Origin of the sequence: Stomatohabitans albus (assembly GCF_036336025.1) — a bacterium.
In the GTDB taxonomy this organism is placed as follows: domain Bacteria; phylum Actinomycetota; class Nitriliruptoria; order Euzebyales; family Euzebyaceae; genus Stomatohabitans; species Stomatohabitans albus.
Window position 1 is genome coordinate 524,755 of sequence record NZ_JAYKKE010000001.1, and the last position, 20,035, is coordinate 544,789.

General features: G+C 53.4%; 21 protein-coding genes. 6 read left to right on the forward strand and 15 right to left on the reverse strand.

Annotated features, from left to right (window positions below; all coding sequences use genetic code 11):
* Positions 1-8 precede the first annotated feature (8 nt).
* The 4 genes from VCU37_RS02280 to hemA are packed head-to-tail and all read right to left on the reverse strand — an operon-like array spanning position 9 to position 4,198.
* Complete coding sequence (locus VCU37_RS02280; RefSeq protein ID WP_336249011.1) at positions 9-401, reverse strand: nuclear transport factor 2 family protein; 393 nt, start codon at positions 399-401, stop codon at positions 9-11.
* Complete coding sequence (gene cobA, locus VCU37_RS02285; protein WP_336249012.1) at positions 394-1,947, reverse strand: uroporphyrinogen-III C-methyltransferase; 1,554 nt, start codon at positions 1,945-1,947, stop codon at positions 394-396. The genes VCU37_RS02280 and cobA overlap by 8 nt, the downstream gene beginning before the upstream one ends.
* Complete coding sequence (gene hemC, locus VCU37_RS02290) at positions 1,944-2,894, reverse strand: hydroxymethylbilane synthase (RefSeq protein WP_336249013.1); 951 nt, start codon at positions 2,892-2,894, stop codon at positions 1,944-1,946. The genes cobA and hemC overlap by 4 nt, the downstream gene beginning before the upstream one ends.
* Entirely contained in the window at positions 2,894-4,198 is a 1,305-nt protein-coding gene (gene hemA, locus VCU37_RS02295) for a glutamyl-tRNA reductase (RefSeq protein WP_336249014.1), read from the reverse strand. Before hemA ends, hemC begins: the two co-directional genes overlap by 1 nt.
* Positions 4,199-4,289: 91 nt before the next feature.
* Here hemA and purE point away from each other — a divergent pair, with 91 nt between their 5' ends.
* Positions 4,290-4,757 carry a 5-(carboxyamino)imidazole ribonucleotide mutase gene (gene purE, locus VCU37_RS02300; protein ID WP_336249015.1) on the forward strand — a complete coding sequence of 156 codons (468 nt, stop codon included), beginning with the start codon at positions 4,290-4,292 and terminating at the stop codon, positions 4,755-4,757.
* Between the two features lie 81 nt (positions 4,758-4,838).
* Here purE and VCU37_RS02305 read toward each other — a convergent pair whose 3' ends face one another.
* The 5 genes from VCU37_RS02305 to VCU37_RS02325 are packed head-to-tail and all read right to left on the reverse strand — an operon-like array spanning position 4,839 to position 10,590.
* Positions 4,839-5,663 carry a class E sortase gene (locus VCU37_RS02305; protein WP_336249016.1) on the reverse strand — a complete coding sequence of 275 codons (825 nt, stop codon included), beginning with the start codon at positions 5,661-5,663 and terminating at the stop codon, positions 4,839-4,841.
* Entirely contained in the window at positions 5,660-7,303 is a 1,644-nt protein-coding gene (locus tag VCU37_RS02310; protein WP_336249017.1) for an ABC transporter ATP-binding protein, read from the reverse strand. The genes VCU37_RS02305 and VCU37_RS02310 overlap by 4 nt, the downstream gene beginning before the upstream one ends.
* Entirely contained in the window at positions 7,296-8,108 is an 813-nt protein-coding gene (locus VCU37_RS02315; protein WP_336249018.1) for an ABC transporter permease, read from the reverse strand. Before VCU37_RS02315 ends, VCU37_RS02310 begins: the two co-directional genes overlap by 8 nt.
* Positions 8,105-9,052, reverse strand: a complete 948-nt coding sequence (locus VCU37_RS02320; RefSeq protein ID WP_336249019.1) for an ABC transporter permease — start codon at positions 9,050-9,052, stop codon at positions 8,105-8,107. The genes VCU37_RS02315 and VCU37_RS02320 overlap by 4 nt, the downstream gene beginning before the upstream one ends.
* 11 nt (positions 9,053-9,063) lie before the next feature.
* Positions 9,064-10,590 (reverse strand): ABC transporter substrate-binding protein, encoded by a 1,527-nt coding sequence (locus VCU37_RS02325; protein ID WP_336249020.1) that lies wholly within the window; start codon positions 10,588-10,590, stop codon positions 9,064-9,066.
* A gap of 128 nt (positions 10,591-10,718) precedes the next feature.
* Between VCU37_RS02325 and VCU37_RS02330 the strand changes: the two genes are divergently transcribed.
* Entirely contained in the window at positions 10,719-11,690 is a 972-nt protein-coding gene (locus VCU37_RS02330; protein WP_336249021.1) for an AIM24 family protein, read from the forward strand.
* 57 nt (positions 11,691-11,747) lie between these two features.
* On the opposite strand, the gene VCU37_RS02335 is transcribed toward VCU37_RS02330, so the two are convergent.
* From VCU37_RS02335 to VCU37_RS02360, 6 genes are read right to left on the reverse strand one after another with little or no spacing between them, the layout of a single operon-like run.
* Positions 11,748-12,182, reverse strand: coding sequence for a hypothetical protein (locus tag VCU37_RS02335; protein WP_336249022.1), 435 nt, complete (start codon positions 12,180-12,182; stop codon positions 11,748-11,750).
* The gene (locus tag VCU37_RS02340) at positions 12,163-12,516 is read right to left on the reverse strand and encodes a hypothetical protein (protein ID WP_336249023.1); all 354 of its coding nucleotides are present in this window, start codon (positions 12,514-12,516) and stop codon (positions 12,163-12,165) included. The genes VCU37_RS02335 and VCU37_RS02340 overlap by 20 nt, the downstream gene beginning before the upstream one ends.
* Positions 12,517-12,564: 48 nt before the next feature.
* Positions 12,565-12,849, reverse strand: coding sequence for a hypothetical protein (locus VCU37_RS02345; protein WP_336249024.1), 285 nt, complete (start codon positions 12,847-12,849; stop codon positions 12,565-12,567).
* A 47-nt stretch (positions 12,850-12,896) separates the two neighbouring features.
* A complete protein-coding gene (locus tag VCU37_RS02350) occupies positions 12,897-13,886 on the reverse strand; it encodes a type II secretion system F family protein (RefSeq protein ID WP_336249025.1) in 990 nt (329 codons plus the stop codon).
* Positions 13,880-15,007: a CpaF family protein gene (locus VCU37_RS02355; protein ID WP_336249026.1), complete on the reverse strand. Its 1,128-nt coding sequence runs from the start codon at positions 15,005-15,007 to the stop codon at positions 13,880-13,882. The genes VCU37_RS02350 and VCU37_RS02355 overlap by 7 nt, the downstream gene beginning before the upstream one ends.
* On the reverse strand, positions 15,008-15,931 hold the full coding sequence (locus VCU37_RS02360; RefSeq protein WP_336249027.1) for a hypothetical protein: 924 nt from the start codon (positions 15,929-15,931) through the stop codon (positions 15,008-15,010). It lies immediately after the preceding gene.
* A gap of 206 nt (positions 15,932-16,137) precedes the next feature.
* Here VCU37_RS02360 and VCU37_RS02365 point away from each other — a divergent pair, with 206 nt between their 5' ends.
* Genes VCU37_RS02365 through VCU37_RS02380 form a run of 4 tightly spaced genes read left to right on the forward strand, consistent with a single transcriptional unit; the run spans position 16,138 to position 20,001 of the window.
* Positions 16,138-17,184, forward strand: a complete 1,047-nt coding sequence (locus VCU37_RS02365; RefSeq protein WP_336249028.1) for an ABC transporter substrate-binding protein — start codon at positions 16,138-16,140, stop codon at positions 17,182-17,184.
* An 18-nt stretch (positions 17,185-17,202) separates the two neighbouring features.
* On the forward strand, positions 17,203-18,210 hold the full coding sequence (locus VCU37_RS02370; RefSeq protein ID WP_336249029.1) for an ABC transporter permease: 1,008 nt from the start codon (positions 17,203-17,205) through the stop codon (positions 18,208-18,210).
* The gene (locus VCU37_RS02375; protein WP_336249030.1) at positions 18,203-19,249 is read left to right on the forward strand and encodes an iron chelate uptake ABC transporter family permease subunit; all 1,047 of its coding nucleotides are present in this window, start codon (positions 18,203-18,205) and stop codon (positions 19,247-19,249) included. Before VCU37_RS02370 ends, VCU37_RS02375 begins: the two co-directional genes overlap by 8 nt.
* Positions 19,246-20,001, forward strand: a complete 756-nt coding sequence (locus tag VCU37_RS02380) for an iron ABC transporter ATP-binding protein (protein WP_336249031.1) — start codon at positions 19,246-19,248, stop codon at positions 19,999-20,001. The genes VCU37_RS02375 and VCU37_RS02380 overlap by 4 nt, the downstream gene beginning before the upstream one ends.
* Positions 20,002-20,035: the final 34 nt, after the last annotated feature.

Here is a 20,035-nt window from a genome sequence, read left to right on the forward strand (position 1 = left end):
CGATGTGCCTAGCGGCCAGGATCTAACAGCTCGGTATGGCAGCGGCTAATCAACTCACCATCAAGGGTGAATGTGAGTACAAGGTCAACCTCATGGTTTGCAATCACCTGGTCACCATCAGCTAGACGGACAATCCGCCGAACATGGGCAACCACACGGTCACCATCAGCAGAACTGATCGGACGGATACTCAACACCTGCATCCGTGCCCGTGGACCGACTAGTGTTGGGCCGAGAAGGTCAGCTAACTCTCCCGTTCCTGTGGCTTTTCCGGCTGGGCTCGTAAACTCAGCATCATGTGTAAACGTTTCAAGGATCTGTTGTAAATCACCACGATTGAGGGCATCAATATGCCCGCTGATTACGGGATGGTCTGCTTCGGGGTGTTCAGGTTTATGCACTGGTCAACGTTTCGATCAAGGCGGCTACAAGGCCGTCAACATCATGGCGGTGTGCTATAGCTGCAGGCTGGTAGCCCAGGTCCTCAATGGTGGCTGCGGTAGAGGGTCCAATGGCAACGAGTTTGACCGACGCAGCGATACCGTCTGGGGACAGTGCCACAAGATTGCGAATCGTTGATGAAGATGAACAGGCCACTGCATCAATGCGCCCTTTCGCCAAATCTTCGGCCACACCAGGTGGAAGCTCGTAGGCAGGCACGGTGCGATAGGCCTCTACATCGTGTACCTCAAACCCATTCTCGCGTAACCCTTCTGCCAACGTTGGCCCCGCAATATCTGCAAGCGGTGCCAAAACTGGTTTATCCCGCGGGAAATCCGGGTCATTGCTGATCGCACGCGCAAGTGCCTCCGCCGTTGCTCGTGGTGCAATAAGATCAGCCATAATCGAATGGGTGGCCAGCTCTTCTGCCGTTCCAGGTCCAACCACAACTAGGCGCAGCCCGGCAAGGGCCCGGCCATCAAATCCTTCATCAGCAAGCCCGTTGAACAGCGCACGGACCGCATTCCGACTCGTTAATGCAATTGCCCCGTAGGTAGAAAGCGAATGGAGTGCCCTCCGCATTGGTTCAGGGTTCAGTGCGGGCAAAATCTGAATTGTTGGTGCAATCACCACATCCGCACCCAAGGCACGAAGCTTCATAGATACGACGCTGGAATCTTGGCGTGTACGCGGCACAAGTACACGTCGCCCGTGAAGGGGACGGTCAGTAAACCACGTCAATTGATCTGCCAAGGCTGCCACTGGTCCAATCACGGTTACCGCAGGCGGCCGAAACCCCGTCCGCGCTACTTCATGTGCAACTTCTCCCAGGGTAGACCGCAGTACAGCCTGACGGCTCAATGTACCCCACCGCACGAGTGCAACGGGCGTATCAGCCGACTTGCCACCACGCATGAGCCCATTCGCAATCTGTTCAAGGTGTGCTACGCCCATCAAGACACAAAGGGTGCCCGGGAACGTTGCCAAATTGGGCCAGTTGACTGGGTCATCCTGGCCGTCTGGGTCTTCGTGTCCCGTAATCACCGCAAAGCCGTGGGCCAACCCACGATGGGTAACAGGAATACCGGCAAACGCTGGCGCAGCAACCGATGAGCTAATCCCCGGTACAACTTCAAATGGCACCCCAGCCTCAAGGCAGGCCAAGGCTTCTTCACTTCCGCGTCCAAATACAAACGGGTCGCCACCCTTAAACCGCACCACGGCATGACCTTCTTGGGCTTTTTGCACAATCAGGTCATTGATACCTTCTTGTTTAAGGGCGTGATAGTCCGGACGTTTGCCAACAAATACTTGCTCACATTCAGGCGGGCACAGGGCACGAGCTTCGGCGGAAGCTAAGCGGTCGTACGCAACGAAGGTCGCCGTAGCCAATAACTTGGCTGCTCGGGCCGTGACAAGCCCCGGTGCACCTGGTCCACTTCCCACGAGGTACACCGTTCCAGGTACCGCTGGGGTACCTCCAAGCTCCTCAATTCCTGCCATCATGCACCCTTCTGTTTGAGTGTCGCAACCACATCACGAGCAAATACAACGGCGTCAGTATCTGCATCTAGTTGTTCAGTCAATCGGATGGGGGAATGGCCTTCGCCACGCCCAAGAAAGATACGTACCGTGGCTGTACCATCATCATCGAAATCAGCATGTACCCCTAATGGGATTGAGCAGCCACCGCCGAGGTCGGCGAGAATACTCCGTTCGATGTGAGCTGCCCGAGCGCTTTGTGGATCATTGAGTGGGGCAAGCGCCGCGATGAGTTCGTGGTCATCATCACGATGTTCTATAGCCAAAATGCCTTGAGCGGGCGCCGGAACCATGTGATTAACGTCGATGGGTACAGCTTGATAGGCAATATCGTTCAGCACATGAGGGGCTCCTGGACGGCCAGTTTGAAGACGAGCAAGTCCTGCACCAGCTAATACCACCGCATCTAGGTCACGGTGGATACGACCAATCCGGGTGGGTACATTGCCACGGATTGGTTCAATAATGAGGTCTGGTCGTTCTGCCAAGAGCTGCGCTGACCGTCGAGCAGATGAGGTTCCAACCCTTGCCCTTCTGGGAAGGCTGTCAAGATCAAATCCAGCCATACTGACAAGCACATCACGGCTATCAGCCCGTGGTGGGATCGCGGTGATCGCTAATCCTGGCGTTGGGTCAGTTGGAACGTCTTTACAGCTGTGGATTGCCATATCTACTGTGCCAGAAAGCAATGCATCACGTAAGGAATCTAAGAAAATACCTTTACGATCAAAGGCATCCAAGGCACGTTCAGGATGATCATCTCCGGTGGAAGACATCGGTACAAGCTCGGCAATCAGCCCACAACGCTCCTGTATAAGCGCAACGGTTTGGGCACTTTGGGCAAGCGCCAAGTCAGAACGTCGGGTTGCAACACGGAGTGGGCTACGGTTTGAGAGCAAATGAGTACCCATTAGGACACATCCAAATCAAAGAGGGCCGCAAGGGTCCGGGCATGCCCTTCACCATCTGGTGTTTGTGCTGATTGTTTTAGTTTCACCGTTGGTGAGTGCAAGAACTGATTGACCATCCCGTGTGTCAACACCTCAATTGCTTTGCGCTGTTCTTCAGTTAAATCACCAAGTTTGGATGCCACTCGCTCAAGTTGATGGCGACGTATCTCCTCAGCACGTTGACGCATAGCGGTAATGGTTGGTTCGACGCTTTGCCCATACGTCCAAGCCGTAAACTCCCCCACTGCTTGTTCAATAAACCCGCACGTATCTTCAATGGCTTTTGCACTTGGGCCGTCAGTGACAACACTGCGGAGTGAATCAATCCCAAATAGCCGTACATTGTCTAACTCATCAACCTCAGGAGCCACATCACGAGGAACGGCTAAGTCGACGATGACGAGGGGGTTTGGATTCCCTTTTCGGATACGTGCAATACGCTCTTTGGTAAACACCGGGAACGCAATGTCAGTACTGGTAACAAGTAAATCAACCCCACCAATGACATGGTCAATCTCAGAGGGATGGTCAAGGTCAAGGGGCATCGCATAGGTGTGTGGAACGCGGGCGCTTAACCGTTCAGCTAATTCCTCCGCTTTCCACTCAGTCCTATTTGCTATGTGTACTTCACTTGGTTTGAGGTCTGGCTTATTCTCCAACCCCGCGAGGGTTCGAGCCGCCATCCCCCCAATCATGCCCGCACCATAGATCAGCACACGGCTACCTTCCTTAGGGAGATAGCGCTTAGCCAAATCTAATGCAACGGTCACCGTTGAATGGGCGCCCTCACTGATCGTAGTGTGCTGACGAACGGTCCGACCTGTATGAATTGCCTGGCGAAACAACTTGTTCAGTACCGGCCCGCTCGCACCAGCATCCAACGATGCCGCCATCGCATCACGAACCTGCCCGAGAATCTGTTGTTCGCCGACAACCATCGAATCAAGGCCACAGGCCACCGTAAACAAGTGCCGGGCAGCATCTTCATCTTCAAGTGTTTTCAACGATACGTCTAGCTCCGCCCCAGTCTGGCGAGACAGGCACGCAATCGTGTGGCGCAACGCATCACGAGCCCCTTCAGGGTCACGGGATGAGATGTACACCTCTTTTCGGTTACACGTGTTAATCAGCACTGCCTCATCAATCTCTTCTAAATCACAGATTGATTGCAGCACTGATTGAATGCGGGCCGGTTCAATGGCCAGGCATTCGAGGAAATCTATAGACGCATTATGGTGACTTGCACCCATCATCATCACGGCCATGGGGTATCCACGCTACCGTTTGATTCAACATTTCCTGCCTAAATCCGAAAGGGAAAATGTGTCGCAATTAGCACCATTAGTTGGCATCATCATGGGCTCTGATTCTGATTGGCCCACAATGCAAGACGCCGCAACGATTTTAGACACCCTTGGCGTGCCCTACGAGGTTCAAGTTGTCAGCGCCCACCGCACCCCAGACCGTATGGCGGAGTATGCAAAAACAGCCCGTGACCGCGGTCTGCGCGTCATTATTGCCGGAGCTGGTGGGGCTGCGCACCTCCCTGGCATGGTTGCAGCGTGGACGACCTTGCCCGTGATCGGGGTACCCGTTGACATCACCCCGTTACAAGGTGTCGATGCCTTACATTCCATCGTCCAGATGCCAGCGGGGGTGCCTGTTGCCTGTGTTGCAATTGGTAACGCAACCAATGCTGGTGTACTCGCCGCCCGCATACTCGGGGCACACGATCCGACTATTGCCCAAGCACTTGAGCAATACGCTGAGGATATGCACACCAAGGTTGCGGCAAAAAATGAGGCACTCCAAGCCAAACGATAGGCCCTGAACCGTTCTAGCGCATCGCAGAGTGTGGGTGCACCATGAACGCAGTTCTAGGGAGTTCACCCACTGGTATTAGCCCTAAACGCCACCTGGTACAGCACCACTGGGGGCCGGGCCAGGCGGTAGCGGCCCCTCGATTGGGGTGGGAAGCGGTAAGGCCTTGCCATCCGTTGTTCTACTGCTCACCAATTTGGCTCTGAGGACAAGCCGCTGGCGAGCTGAACCAACCGGATGGCAGGTCGTCAAGGTGAGCATTGCCTCACGTTCAGGGTCAACCACTGTCCAAGCATTATCAGCGGTGACCCAGCATGGTGCTCCTGGGGCACAATCATCATTAAGGCGTGTTTGTACTGCTTTTTCACCACCCTCCACCACCGTATATACATGGGTGGCCACGGGGGAGTGCAGTTCAATCTGATCGCCCACTACCAGTTGATCTAAATGGCGGAACGGACTTGCCCACGTAGAGCGATGGCCGGCAATAGCGACGTTACCGGCCTCACCTGGAAGTGGTGAACCAACATAATGGCCAGCACCGGCACGTAAATCATCAGCATCTGTCCCTTCAACCACGACGTTATCGACCCCTATTTTGGGGATGACGATGCGACTCATCGGATCACCTGCGATCAGTCTGCGTTGTTCAAACCGTGCGAATAAATCAGGGCTGGTCACCAGCTGATCAGCCAGTGGTTGTTGCACAAGATGGGCACTCACCTGGTCAGTTATCGATGGCCACACAAGCCCAGCCACACTCAAGATCAGGACTACCCACGCCATGGCTCTGATGAACCGTATCCCTGCCTGACCAACGTGATACCGACCTGACACTGACCGGTAGAGATACCCCAAGCGGCTTTCATCTTCAGCGTTGGGTTCTATCGGGTCTTCAAACCAGGTCATAAACACTTGAAACGAGTAGCGGCAACCAATCGAGCGGTATAGGGGTCTTTGGGATCAGTAAAGAGGGTTTCTGTTGGACCAGCTTCGACAATGGTGGCCGAGGACATGACCACAACGGTGTCACACAACTGCGCCACGGGAGCAAAATCATGGCTGACCATGATTAATGTTCGCCCCTTCGCATGGCTCTCCAGGGTGTCTAGCACCTGCCGACGAACGGCAATATCGAGAGCGCTCACGGGTTCATCAGCAATCAAAATATCAGCTTCACCTAGCACTGCGCGGGCAATAGCCAGGCGCTGCAACTGCCCACCACTAAAGGCAGTGGGGTAGCGCTCAGCCGAATCTGGCGGAAGATCAACATGTGCAAGCGCCGAAGTGATACGTTCTGCACGCTCTTCGGCACTGAGATCTGGGGCAGCATCGTTCAAGCTCTCCTCCAAACTCACTCGGAGGGGTAAACGAGGATTGAAGGATGCTTTGGGGTGTTGGAAGACCATCTGTACCCGCCCATTAACGGTGATCTTGCCCGCAGTCGGGCGATTTAACCCTGCGATTAGACGAACAAGTGTTGTTTTTCCTGCCCCCGACGCACCGACAATACCAACTCGGCCACCTTCAGGAATCACCAGGGAAATATCGTCAAGTGTTGGTGTTTCTCCACCACGGTGAGTACGTGTTACTGCTTCAAATATCACAGCCTGCCGGGTCTGGTCAGTACTGGATTGTGACGGTGCACAACGGGGAACGAAGGCATCGCTACGGTTTTCAATGGCACGACTTAACGTCACAACGGCTGGGTGCGGGTCATCCATAACAGCTCGAATGGCTCCACGAGCGACAATTTCACCCCGGTCCATGATGAGTCCGTTTTCACACATCTCTTGGGTAAGGGCCAAGTCGTGACTGATAAAGAGGAGAGCAGTATTTTGACTGTCGAGGCGTTGCTTGAGAAGCTCAATTATCTGTGCCTGTGTCAGTGCATCAAGAGCTGTTGTCGGTTCATCAGCGATTAACAGGGCGGGTTCATTTGCAAGTGCAATCGCAATCCCAATGCGCTGGCACTGTCCACCACTCAGCTCATGGGGTCGTCGGTGCGCATGGGTAGCCATCAGACCAACATCTTCAAGGGCACTGATAACACGAGGGTCTTGCCGCCGCCCCCGCTGATACCACGGGATTCCCAGTTCACTGGCAAGGGCATCACCAACACGAACGAGCGGATCCAATGCGGCACGAGGGTCTTGGAAAATCATCCCTATCGTTGCACCACGAACCTTCGCAAGGGTCCGCTCTGATGCCCCGATCACTTCAAGATACTGGCACTCACCCCCTGCCTGTTCAATCAACGCCGTTGGCATAGCCGGGCAATTGATTCGAACCGAACCTTGCGGAGTAAGTTGAGTGGGTAACAGACTGGCGATCGCTTGGGCTGTCACACTTTTTCCTGACCCAGACGCACCAATCAACCCAATGCGTTCACCAGGAGCGATCACAAAACTGACATCCCGAACCAAGGTTTTTTGTCCGGCACGGACACCTAACCCGTTGACTTCAATAATCGGCATTTCTTGGACTGCCACAGTGTCAGCCTGTCCTTTGATACGAGGTACGGGGATAGGTGGGCGTTTCTTAGTCATGGCGCGGATCCAACCAATCACGTAACCCATCACCAAAGAGGTTCGCCCCATACGCACTGATACCAATGGCAAGGCCCGGCCACAGTGCATAGATGGGGTGAGTTGGCAAATACTGTTGCGCATCAGCCAGCATGCGACCCCATGAGGGTGTCGGTGCAGGCGTGCCAAGGCCAAGATAACTGAGGGATGCTTCTGCCAAAATAGCCAGCCCCATCATGACTGAAGCCTGCACGGCAATCGGACCCGCAATATTTGGCAGGATGTGGCGGATAATAATTCGAGGGCGAGACACATGAGATAACACCGCAGCCTCCACAAAAGGCTTATGGCGGACTTGTGCCGTTGTCGCTTGTGCAACCCGGATAAAACCGGGAATACCTGCAATACCGATCGCTAGCGTTGCCGTCACTGTTGACGGGGTAAACGCTGCCCCGAGCACAACGGCAAGGAGAAGGGTAGGTAAGGCGAGGAGCACATCAGTGACCGGCTCAATCACGAGCTTTACGCGGCTTTTTGAAATAGCTGCGAGCACACCGAGTATCGTGCCAGTAACCCCCGCAATCGCCAAGCTCGTTACGGCAACACTCATCGCCGTTTTAGCTCCGATCAGGAGCTGGATCGCAATATCCCGCCCAAAACGATCCGTACCAAAGATGTGGGCGGGGGTTGGTCCGACGAGACGGTTATTCACATCGACTGGAACATCTGGGTGAAAGACAACACCGATGAGCCCGAACGCGACAACGATCGCCAGTATGAGACCGCCCAGCGTGAGCGCATTCGGACGGAGATGCAACTTGGTCATAGCACCTGATCTCCCGAGTCAAGGAGGCGGGTATCGAGGTGCTGTGCAACCGTGTCCACCACCGTGTTCGTCACCACAATGATTGCGGTAACACAGATAATGGCCCCTTGGACAGCAAAGAGATCACGGTTTGCCACCGCTTTAATGAGATAGGTTCCGATACCTGGTATGTCAAAGACTTGCTCAATGACCACAGCCCCAACGATGAGGTCAACAAATACCAGTGCCGCCACGGTAGAAATCGTGATGAATGCATTAGGGAGCCCATGTTGGATAAACGCCCGTGCGCGTGTTTTTCCTGAGGCCATTGCCGCCCGAATAAAATCTGCATCACCGATATCCAGCATGGCGGCCCGTACGTGCCGAATCAGCACTGCGGTGGGAACGCTGGCTAGGGCCATGCTTGGTAACAGAATGCGGCGCAGGAAGTCCGCCGGGTCTGCAGACGGCACCGTCCAACCGCTTGCCGGTAACCATTTTAGGTTTAACGCAAATACGGTCACGATCCCTAATGCGACGACAAAACCGGGGAAACTCACCCCAAACCTTGAAAGTGCAGTGATGGTACGCCCAAACCATGTATCTGGGTACAGGGCACTCAAGGTCCCAACAATGACTGCGACAACAAGGGAAATAGCCACCGCAAAACACACCAAAATAATCGACACTGCGAGACGATCAGCAATGATTGGGGTCAGTTTGTCTCCCGTGACGAGGCTGTTTCCAAGATCACCGTGGAATAGACCAACCATCCATTGTTGATACTGAACAAGTAGGGGTTGGTCAGTTCCGAGCTCAGCTCTCAGCGCCGCTAATGATTCAGGGGTGGCATGAACCCCGAGGCGAACCTGAGCAGGATCGCCTGGGAGGATGCGTAGGAGTACAAACACCACCACACTCGTCAAGGCGAGCGAGATGATTGTTCGCAAGAGATTACGTAACAAAGGAATGAACCTTATTCCACCTCAATAGTGGTCATATTCAAATTAGGGATAGGTTGATCAGCTTGCACACCTGAAATGGACTTGCGGGTCACAACGGTATTAGGGAGCTGATACAGGGGAACCACAAGCATCTGGTCTTGGATTTCTTTTACAACCGCTTGCATCGCCGTATTGGATGCATCGGGGTCAATCATTGCATCGGCATCTTCAAGTTTCTGTACCAGTGATGCATCCTGGACTCCCCAGTAATACTCGGGACGAACGAGGCCGGGCAAGTCACGGGGTTCAACATGGGCGATGATTGTGGCCTGATAGTTCCGATTCTTGTAGACCTCATCAAGCCATACGGCAGGAAACTCGGCACTTTCAATCGTTGTGCTGATACCTGCAGCACTTAACTGTGCATTCACCAGTTCGGCAGCAGATTGGGCGTAGGGCAACGTGGGTACCTTCATCGCAAAGGACGTCAGCCCACTTGCAGAAGCCATTGATCGAGCAGCATCAAGGTCAAATACAGGGCCACCATCGCTCAGTGACCAAGGATCTGTTGTCGCAACCGGGGCAGTTAATGGTGTTCCACGCCCATCACTTGCCGTAATCAACGCATCGGTATCAATCGCAGACGCAACAGCCTTGCGCGCCTCAACCTTGTCAAAGGGTGGAGCTGCATTATTGAAGATCAGCAAGACCTTATTGGTTGTGGCCCCTTCCATGACGTTGTAGTCCGCCTTAAGACTGTCTAATTGCTGGGTCGCTTGCATAGACCACAAGATGTCCACGTCACCACTACGAAGCGCATTTACTGCCGTTGTTGCATCCGAGATATATCGGAATGTGGCGGTCTTTACATCAACGGGTTGACGAGCATCATCACGCGCTTCAAGCACGGCTTTTTGTTCTGCGACAAACTCTCCAATCTTGTACGGCCCCGTCCCAACGGCGTTCTGCTCAAGATTGTCGATATGGTCCGGGTGCATCATCGCACCAACATGGGTTGATAGCAGGAAGAGGAACTGTTGTGAGGGCTTGGATAACTGCACCACCAGGGTCGTATCATCAGGAGCTTCAACAGACTCCATCACCATCATTGGTTCGTCTTTATTGTTTGCCCACTCATTATTGCGGAGCCGGTCAAGGGTGAACTTCGCCGTCTGTGCGTTAAACGGTTCTCCTGTTGAGAACGTCGCGTTATCAACAAGCTTGAATGTATAGGTCTTGCCATCTGGGCTGATCTCCCACTCTTTAGCAAGTAACCCGTTAAACGTGCCGTGCAAGTCTGTTGTAACAAGCGTTTCGTACACATTGTTCATCAACAATGTTGGAATAGCTGCACCAGCGGTAGCAGTAAAGTCAAGGTTTTTAGGTGGGTCCACCAATGCAGCCGTTACGCTGTCCTGTGCACCATCTGTGGTTGCTTCTTGTTGAGTACCACTACTCGCATCGGACTGGGCAGGTGTTGTGGTCTGTCCAGCGTTGCAAGCGGTAAGACTCACGGCTGCAATGCTGGCAAGCAAAACCCCAGTTTTAGAAATGTGCATAGCTCTTAGCCTCCGTCAAGTTTAGGGCTGCTCTAGTGTGCCCTTTACAGCCCTTGCCTACCTATTTACGGTAGAACTGTTCTTGTTGTCCCCGAATGGTAGGGGTTTTCTATAGGAATGGAGTGAATATGAGCAACGAATCTGAAGGAAGTTGGCAGCCAGATCCCGATGGAATGAACGATTATCGGTGGCATGACGGTACAGCTTTTACTCAGCACGTAGCGAATGGAGAGCTCGTAGGCACAGCACCTCTAGGTGAACGGGACCCCAAAGCTCCACCACGAAACCAGGGTTCACCAGTACAAATGGCGACCAATGAAGAGGCAGCGGTAGTGTCAGGCAATCCAGGGACGGCTGGAAACCCGTCGTTTGCTACAACTGATAGCGGACACTCAATTGTTAATGACCATGTCCATCAGTACACGGGTGGCATTACCGGCGATTTACTCGGCACCGGTGATGCCGATGCAATGGTACGCGAGGTGGATGTGGTGAACGGACGGTTCCTTCGCTGCTTCATTACTGGAACCCCAATGGTGGCCCGTCAAGGTGCCATGGTTGGCTACCAGGGAAATGTGGACTTTGACTATCAGAGCCAAGGCATGGGAAACCTCTTTAAAAAGGCGTTGACTGGTGAAGGCGTTCCACTAATGCGAATGTCTGGTCACGGGGAGGTATATCTCGCCCAACAAGCCCAAAAGGTGCATGTCATCCATCTCAACAATGCGGCACTCAGTATCAATGGATCTAACGTGCTGGCCTTTTCTGGGGCGCTTCACTACAACATCGAGATGATTCGTGGTGGGGCGGTTGCCATGGCTGCGGGAGGCCTTGTTAATACGGTGTTTAAAGGAACTGGCTGGCTTGCCTTTTCAACTGATGGTGACCCGTTAGTGCTTGATGCAACTAAAGCCCCCACCTTTGCTGATACCAATGCCCTTGTTGGGTGGTCAGCAGGCTTACAAGCAACACTCAAATCAACCTTTAAGGCTGGTGCGCTAATCGGGCGCGGCTCAGGGGAACTATTCCAAGCCCAATTCAGCGGCCAAGGGTTTGTCATTATTCAACCGAGTGAGGGTATCTACCAGGTCACCCAATAGGTTCTTTGTCGCGTGTGTATGGCACCGCTGATGGATGCCATACACACGCTGCGTTCGTCATTGGGTAGGGGGTGGAATCACCTCGGCCGCACCCTCAGCTAGCACTCCAGACCACAAGCCACGCAATACACCGGTTGGTTCTGCACGGATATGAACTCGAATTTCAAGAGGCCAGCCGGTTGTATCCACGTTGATAACTTGGACATGCTCATGAATAGCAATTCGGGTTAGCAAACCCCTGTCCGGCGTTCCAACCCCGCCAACAAGCGGTGATTCTTGCATCAATGTGACCGCCATCATGTCAGCAACATGCTGGCCATGTTGATAGGTAGAGAGGGCATCAGATGCCGCGGCCATTATGGCGAGGGCAACTGCAACCGTGGCCGTTAAGGCGAGGAGGATGGTGAGTGCTGTTGCACCTTGTTCATGATCAGCTGGTTGCCTTATCGGTCGATAGTGAAGTAAGGCGTCCTTATGGTGTTGCTGAAACACTGCGAACTCCCCATGCCTGTTGGCGTATCGTCCATGTGGGGGCACCAGGTAGTGGGAGTTTGATTGGCCGTTCAACCACAACATGAAACGAAGCACCTTCCTTTGGATGTGGTGGAACTACATGGACCACATAGGGGGACGGGGGGTCAATCGTGCCAACTAATGCGAGCTGACGAGCGAGTGTTTGGGCAACACCAGAGGTAACCAATACGCTATTGACATACGAACCAGCAATCACAACCAGCACAACGGCTATGCCGATGAATGGGCTGACGAGGGCAAATTCTAGGCTTTGACTTCCTTGGTCATGACGACCGGTGTTCAGATAAGCCATCGTGAAAACCTGAGGCAGCTTGGGCGCGCTCCAAGCTGCCAGATAGGCCTAGAACATCCAGATTCCAGCAGCGGTTGCGGCAACTGCCCCCTGGATGGTGTTGATAATTAGCTCAGCCAGGAAATCAAAGAGTTTCCGAACGAGCTCCTCAAAAAATGGTGAGGTTAGAATCGAGTAGATAAGACCACCACCAACCACGACGCCTCCGGCCAACATGCCGTATTCGGCCGTGGTTGCACCAGATTCGGGGTGATGAGGATCGTAGGTGTCCGGGACAGATGCGTGCTTAACCATCTGGCCTTTGCTTGTTATAAGGTTTTCTTTGAATGACATGGCTATTCCTTTCATAGCAGTTACGCGCATAGCGCGGTTGATGCTCCCTACCGATGAATAACACTCGTAATAGCCGGTACAAGTACCGGGACAACCATGACGAGCATGAAGGCCGGCATGAGGAGCAATGTGGTGGGGAGTACCAATCGGGCACTCAACCCCTCTGCGGCTTCTAAGGCCTCTTCATTGGCCCGCATCCGCAAATCTTCTGCATGCATGTGCAAGGTGGTAACCACCGGGGCACCCCAAGCAGTACTTGCAATCAAAATGCGCCCGATATCACTTAACGCATCTGGCATGACTTCTAACGGGTCGTCAGCTACATGCCAACTTCGTGCAGCTTGAAGGCAAACCGATGCTTGTGGCTCTCCGATGAGTTGGCTTACAAACAAGAACGCTTGCTCAGGGGCCACGCCAGAACCTAAAGCGAGTGCCAAAAGGTCAGTTAATTCTGCTGACGGATCAGCCTGTTTACCATTACGGGTAACAAGGGGATCGACAGAACGTGCTGCACGTTGAACCCCTCGAACGAGATAGCGCATCCATAGCCCTGCCAACAGCATCATGCCTATCGCTATGGCGAGCACACCAATTCCCCAAGACGACATCAGAAAGGTGCGTGCCGCTTCCCCACTCAATATGGCCATGGTCAACCCAACACAAGGAAGTGCAATCAAAATGGCTGCGGTTACGTTGGCCTCGGCTTGTTTCGCACGCACGCTGGCAGCCATTCGTGCTGACCGTCGAATACCGTGGATGACTTCATCCACAACAGGGCCAGCCGCGGTACCGCATTGATCGGCCATTGCGAGAACTCGCAGTAACCGACCGGTCGTATCTGCATCAACAAACTGGCTTGCAACGTCTGTCAGCGTTTGACCACTTGCCAAGCGTGCTGCAATCACTCGAAGCGCCGTGCCGTGTGTGCTGTATGAAGCTGCACGAATCATGGCAATCACGGGACCGACTCCTGTCGATAAGGCAGCACGAATCATCACGACATCACTCATGGTGAGCGGTGTCGGGTGCGTCACCATGCCGCACGCTCCCAGAGCGGTTCGATATGAGGATGCATTCCTGGTTGACCGCCGACGACTTGGCCAATTTCAACCACACCACGTTTACCTTGTGGGCTGCGTGCACAAACGACTATGAGATCTAGTGCACTCGCAAGTTGTGCGCACACCGCCTGTTCAGGTACGCCCGCCAGGAGGGCCATACCCTCGAGACGGACAAGGGCTTGATGACTTGATGCTGCGTGAACGGTCGTCATACAGCCCTCATGGCCGGTTATCAACGCCTGAAGCACGTCAACAATTTCTACGCCGCGGACCTCGCCAACGATGATGCGGTCTGGGCGCATCCGTAGGCTTTGTCGTACAAGTCCAGCAATGGTGACTTCTCCGCTTCCTTCAGCACTTATACGCCTGGTCTGCATGCGCACCATATGGGGCATTTCTGCACGAATCTCCGGCGAGTCTTCAATGAGTACGATGCGCTGAGTGGCATCAACAGATCCAAGCAGCGCCTGAAGCAGCGTTGTTTTCCCTGAACCGGTTCGACCACAGACCACAATTGATTGACGAGCAGCAACCGCCTCCGTTAACAATGTGTACACCGCTTCCGGGACGGCCCCTAACATACGCAGGTCATTGAGACTCAATGTGGCCGCATTAAATCGACGCAATGTGATGAGTGGCCCGTCAATGGCGATTGGTGCTATAACCGCATGTAACCGCGACCCATCCGCTAACCGTGCATCTACCCAGGGCTGTGCCGTATCAAGACGATGACCACTTGGCCCAATCACGCGCCGGATTGCTCGCAATAGGGCATCTTGATCAGCAAAGGTCAGACTGGTGCGTTCCATCGAACCGTCGCGTTCGACCCAAACTTCATGCGGTCCGTTGACCATGACGTCAGTAACGCCTGGCTCTCGTAACAACTGTTCAAGGGCACCTAAGCCAAGCAAATCATCCGTCAGATCCCGCACGAGCTCAGCCATGCGATCAGGTGCGGCTATCACCCCCTCTTCGTGTAAGGCTCGTGCAATATGAGCCCGAGCCTGCCCAGGATTTCCAAAATCACGAACGTCGATGTCTAGGGCAGTTAATCGCCGGCGAATACGTTCTTGCAAGGCTGGCTGGGAAGCAACCATCTAACTCACCCCCTTGAGCAAACGTGTTGGCTCCTGCGGGTGCGGACGGGCTACGGATGAATGCCGTGATTGTGACGGCGTCGATTGGTGCCGCGTATTTCCTCTACGAGGAGTCCAAACACCAGGCACAGGTTGCCCAAGCGTTCTCGATAGCACCTTGAGGAAACGCCCTGGGAACGCCTGGGGTAATGCACCTCGAAGACCGCCTCGCGCAATGCGATAGGACCACCCCACGTGACCAAAACGACCCATGCCCACAAATGCCCCAACCTCACGCGGCAATAATTCACCATCACCAATACCGATGACCCGACGTGCCATTGGATACGTACGTGCAGCAGACACCAGGGCACGATCACAGCGCCCGACAATGATTTGAGTGTGTTCACTCAGTGGGGCTTCAACAATCACAATGCCAAACCCATTAGGGGGACCTGCTTCTGGGTCAATAAGCCACAGATTCGGACATGCGAGCAGCCGCCCCGGGTACTGCATTCCAGCAGCCACAATTGTTTCTGGAGTAGCAGCGAGAGCAACGCGCATCCCAGCCCAGGCATAGACAGAACCAATTGCAAGCGACAAGGTACTCGCCCCAACATGGGGTGCCGACTGACTGATAACCAGACGACGCTTTGCTTGGATCCCTTTCGGTTTGAACGTAACGTTGCCCAATCGACTGGCATCTCGTGGCCAGACCAGGGCGTCGAGAGCGCCATCACGCATGGCTTGTTCTCTATTTAACCTATCGTCACCAATAACAACACAGCGACGACCAGGCGTTGGTGAATCACAGAGTATGAGCTTGGCTGGCAGGTGGTCAGAATCTTCAACCACCTGCCAGCCCAACATGCTTTCTACGTAACGTCCTACAGCTTGTGCCAGATCAGGGGCGTTCAGATTGATTGCAACGGGCATACATTCCATAGCAGAAGCGTATGCAATACATAGCAAGCGATAGTAATTATCCACAAGTATTCATAGGCTCTCACGACAGTGCATACGTTGTGGAAAAGCAATCTCCAGCCTGTAGGAACGCGCGAATCCTTCGCATTCGACACATAAGCCTGACAAATAGTTTAGTAAGGATAACCTTACTAACTCATCCATTAATCGATAGGAAGTACATATCTATGACCCGTACAACCCGTTTTGCTGCCATACTTTCCGCACTTGCGGCTATGGCTGCCGGCTGTTCAAGCACCGAGCCGACTACATCAACTTCAGATGTACCATCAGCCACCACCGCTTCCGCTAGTGCAGAGGCAAATGATGCCTCATCAGAGATGGCAAGTGAAGGGGCCAGCGAAGCTTCAACAACTGCGGCAACCTTCCCGCAGCACTATTCAACATCTGCTGGTGACATCACGATCAAGGAAGCCCCTAAGAAAATTGCGGTCCTTGAATATGGGGCACTAGACACGATTGATGCCCTCGGTCTCAACGATCTGGTTGTTGCAATCCCGATGTCCGTTGACAAGGAGGGGCTTGCCAAAACATTCCCAAATGCCAAAGACGTGGGCCAACCACGCGAACTTGACCTTGAAACTCTTGCTGTCACTGAACCGGACTTGGTGATTACAGGCATTCGTTCACAAGAAGTGGGCAAAGAATTAGCCAGTCAGTACACCGTGTATGACGATTCAATTGATTATTCCAATTACGTGGATTCCGTCATCCAGGTCAATACCGACTTAGCCAATATCTTAGGTGCAAGTGATAAGGCAACAGAGAAACTGGACGCCATTAAAGCAAGTGCCGACGCGTTGAAGGCCGCAGCTAAGGACAAAGGAACCGCCATGGTTGTCATGACCTCTGGTGGCGAGGTCAGCACCTTTGGGACAAATAACCGTATGAGTTCTCTTGTCTTTGATATTGCGGGGATGAAACCAGCTTTTGAAGTCACAAAGAATGACCGCCATGGCCAAGTCATCACTTATGAAGCGATTCGTGAAGCCAATCCTGATTATCTCTTTGTGTATGACCGTGACACTGCAATTGGGAAAGAAGATGCCCAATCAGCCAAGGTGTTATTAGATAACGACCTTGTGAAGGCTACAAATGCGGCAAAGAATAACCATATCTTCTACCCCGAAACCTTTGGACAGTACATCACCGTTCATGGTTTGAATAACACCAAGGCCATGATTGATCAGTTAACCGAAGCACTATCCAAGTAGCCAACGCTTCGCGTCTATATGACCGCACCGGTTAGCCAACCACAGCCGCTGTACCGATCCCCATGGGTGATTGGGACAGCGGTTGTCCTCGTGACCATTGCGTTGGCTGTTACAAGCGTTTTCGTTGGCGCGGCTGATCTCACGCCAAGCGATGTGCTTACCGGTCAACTGAACGAAGCGCAACGGTCAGCCCTCTTTATTAGCCGGATCCCGAGAACAATCGCTATCGTATTGTCAGGATCGGCTATGGCTGTCGCTGGATTGGTGATGCAGTTGGTCGTCCGAAACCGATTTGTTGAACCATCAACAACGGGCACCACGGCCGGGGCCAGTGCCGGCATACTCATCGTGTTGCTAGTAAACCCTGGCGCTCCAGTGATCATCAAGTTGATCGTTTCCACCATTGGGGCACTAACCGTGACCGCGGTATTCGTTGTCCTGATCGCTCGGATCCCTGCCCGCCAAAGTGTGCTGATCCCACTTGTAGGCATTATGACAGCCACTGTTGTTGAAGCTGGTGTCACCTTTGTCGCACTGCGGCACAACTTGCTTCAGTCCATAGGTGCTTGGACGACCGGCAATTTTGCACCGATTATCGCTGGACGATACGAATTACTATTTCTCGTTGGGCTAGCCAGTCTGGCCACGTGGGTAACCGCTGATCGCATCACGATAATTGGTCTTGGCAAAGACACCGCCACGAACCTTGGGGTCTCTTATCGCGCAACCCTTATTTGGGGGTTGGCATTGGTTGCAGTCACCAGTTCAATCGTGGTAACTGTCGTTGGCGGGCTGCCCTTTCTTGGCCTCGTGGTTCCAAACTTAGTCAGTATCGTTATTGGTGACCGTCTGCGCTTTTCGATTCCGTGGGTTGCCATTTCTGGTGCTGGGTTAGTCCTCGTTGCAGATGTCATCGGCCGGATCGTCATCCCCCCCTTTGAACTGCCAATTGGTACCACACTTGGGGTGATTTGTTCTGGCATATTCCTCGGCCTTGTCATGCATTTGGACGAACATCGTGACTGAATCGCCACCACAACCACCTCAACCTATCGCACGAACGATTCCCGTTTATCACCGACGACCGTTCTGGGTGCTCACCATCAGTTTGGTGGTACTGATTGTTGCAAGTATCGCCTTTGTTACCCTCTCTGTAGACAACGGCAAGTTGCTCTTCACATGGGATGCCGTATCGCCATCACTGACCGCAAAACTCCTCGGTATGCGCCTGGGCAAATTGGGCCCAATGATTGTTGTGGGATTTGCAGTGGGGCTCGCCACCATCGTGTTTCAAACGATCACACGAAACCGTATTCTCACCCCAAGCATCATGGGTATTGATGATCTCTTTGCCCTCATCCAAACGCTTTTAGTGTTCTTCCTCGGGGGGATGAATGTATCAGCAATCCCCGGCCCACTTCTCTTTGGACTCGAAAGCATCCTGCTCTTGGGTATGTCCTCACTTTTGTTTTATGTCGTCTTTATTCGCGCCCACCGAAGTCTGTACAGCCTTGCCCTTGTAGGTATCATCACCGGCATTTTCTTTCGTTCTATTGCCTCGCTATTTAAACGGCTCATCGACCCACAAGAGTTTCTGGTTGTCATTGACCGTTCACTTGCCAGATTTGAAGCGGTCGATCCGGCGCTCTTTCTAACAACCCTGGCGTTATGCGGCGTTGCCAGCCTGATTATTTGGCATTGTCGCTACCAACTAGACATCCTGACCTTAGGTCGGGCATCGTCCATCAGCCTTGGTCTGGCTTACTCACCCGTGGTACTCGTACTTCTCGTCTGTTGTGCCCTCTTGGTCAGCGTGACAACCGCGCTGATCGGCCCACTCACCTTTTTAGGCCTACTTGTCGCCAATATCGCCGTTGCCGTTTCAAATACCTACAGCCATAGCTGGCTGCTACCAATCACTGGTGTTATTGGTTCAGCCACGTTAGTCAGTGCGCAGTTTGTCCTTGAACGTTTACTCGGTGTCGGCACGGTTGTGATGGTCGTCATCGAACTCATCGGCGGCATGCTCTTTCTTATATTGTTATTGAAGGGGGCTATCAAATGATCACCATTGACCAGGTATCTAAACGCTACGGGGCACACACCGTTGTAGACAACATCTCACTGACCATTCCCGATGGTGGTGTCACCTGTTTAATCGGGCCAAATGGCGCCGGTAAAAGCACCTTGCTCGGGCTGACCGCACGCCTTGATACCCCGGCCTCGGGCACTATCTCTATTAACGGCAACAATGTGCACACCCTCCGGTCGCAGGAGGTGGCCAAGCGTTTAGCGATACTCCGGCAGGAGAACCATCTGAATGTTCGCTTAACGGTTCATGAACTCATCATGATGGGACGATATCCCCACAGCGCTGGGCGCCCACGCGCCCATGACCGCGCAGTGGTTGCAGAAACGATTACTCAGTTGGGCCTCGACGACATTGCCGACCGAGATATCAACACCTTAAGTGGTGGCCAACGCCAACGGGCATTTATTGGGATGACCCTGGCGCAAGCAACAGACCATCTTCTCTTGGATGAGCCGCTCAACAATCTTGACTTACGCCACGGTCGACAAATGATGCGACTCCTGCGAACAATCGCAGACGACCTCAGCCGAACTGTTGTCGTCGTCATTCATGACATCAATACCGCGGCTCGGTATGCGGACCGAATCGTCGCCATGAAGGCGGGCAGACTCATTGCACACGGCACCCCCGAAGAGGTCGTCACTGAACACGTCCTGAGTGACGTCTTTGAAACACCTGTTCGTGTTACAGAGATGGACGGCAAACCACTTGCCCTTACCTACTAGGTTGTGGACCTTCGCCCAAGGTTGTGTCCACGCC

Excerpts from the sequence above, each read along its gene's own strand:
- VCU37_RS02310 (WP_336249017.1), bottom strand. The coding sequence starts at position 7,303 with ATGACTAAGAAACGCCCACCTATCCCCGTACCTCGTATCAAAGGACAG.
- VCU37_RS02330 (WP_336249021.1), top strand. The coding sequence starts at position 10,719 with ATGAGCAACGAATCTGAAGGAAGTTGGCAGCCAGATCCCGATGGAATG.
- hemC (WP_336249013.1), bottom strand. The coding sequence starts at position 2,894 with ATGGGTACTCATTTGCTCTCAAACCGTAGCCCACTCCGTGTTGCAACC.
- VCU37_RS02305 (WP_336249016.1), bottom strand. The coding sequence starts at position 5,663 with ATGACCTGGTTTGAAGACCCGATAGAACCCAACGCTGAAGATGAAAGC.
- hemA (WP_336249014.1), bottom strand. The coding sequence starts at position 4,198 with ATGGCCGTGATGATGATGGGTGCAAGTCACCATAATGCGTCTATAGAT.
- VCU37_RS02325 (WP_336249020.1), bottom strand. The coding sequence starts at position 10,590 with ATGCACATTTCTAAAACTGGGGTTTTGCTTGCCAGCATTGCAGCCGTG.
- VCU37_RS02315 (WP_336249018.1), bottom strand. The coding sequence starts at position 8,108 with ATGACCAAGTTGCATCTCCGTCCGAATGCGCTCACGCTGGGCGGTCTC.
- purE (WP_336249015.1), top strand. The coding sequence starts at position 4,290 with ATGGGCTCTGATTCTGATTGGCCCACAATGCAAGACGCCGCAACGATT.
- VCU37_RS02365 (WP_336249028.1), top strand. The coding sequence starts at position 16,138 with ATGACCCGTACAACCCGTTTTGCTGCCATACTTTCCGCACTTGCGGCT.
- VCU37_RS02350 (WP_336249025.1), bottom strand. The coding sequence starts at position 13,886 with ATGGTGACGCACCCGACACCGCTCACCATGAGTGATGTCGTGATGATT.
- VCU37_RS02345 (WP_336249024.1), bottom strand. The coding sequence starts at position 12,849 with ATGTCATTCAAAGAAAACCTTATAACAAGCAAAGGCCAGATGGTTAAG.
- VCU37_RS02360 (WP_336249027.1), bottom strand. The coding sequence starts at position 15,931 with ATGGAATGTATGCCCGTTGCAATCAATCTGAACGCCCCTGATCTGGCA.
- VCU37_RS02370 (WP_336249029.1), top strand. The coding sequence starts at position 17,203 with ATGACCGCACCGGTTAGCCAACCACAGCCGCTGTACCGATCCCCATGG.
- cobA (WP_336249012.1), bottom strand. The coding sequence starts at position 1,947 with ATGATGGCAGGAATTGAGGAGCTTGGAGGTACCCCAGCGGTACCTGGA.
- VCU37_RS02380 (WP_336249031.1), top strand. The coding sequence starts at position 19,246 with ATGATCACCATTGACCAGGTATCTAAACGCTACGGGGCACACACCGTT.
- VCU37_RS02340 (WP_336249023.1), bottom strand. The coding sequence starts at position 12,516 with ATGGCTTATCTGAACACCGGTCGTCATGACCAAGGAAGTCAAAGCCTA.
- VCU37_RS02355 (WP_336249026.1), bottom strand. The coding sequence starts at position 15,007 with ATGGTTGCTTCCCAGCCAGCCTTGCAAGAACGTATTCGCCGGCGATTA.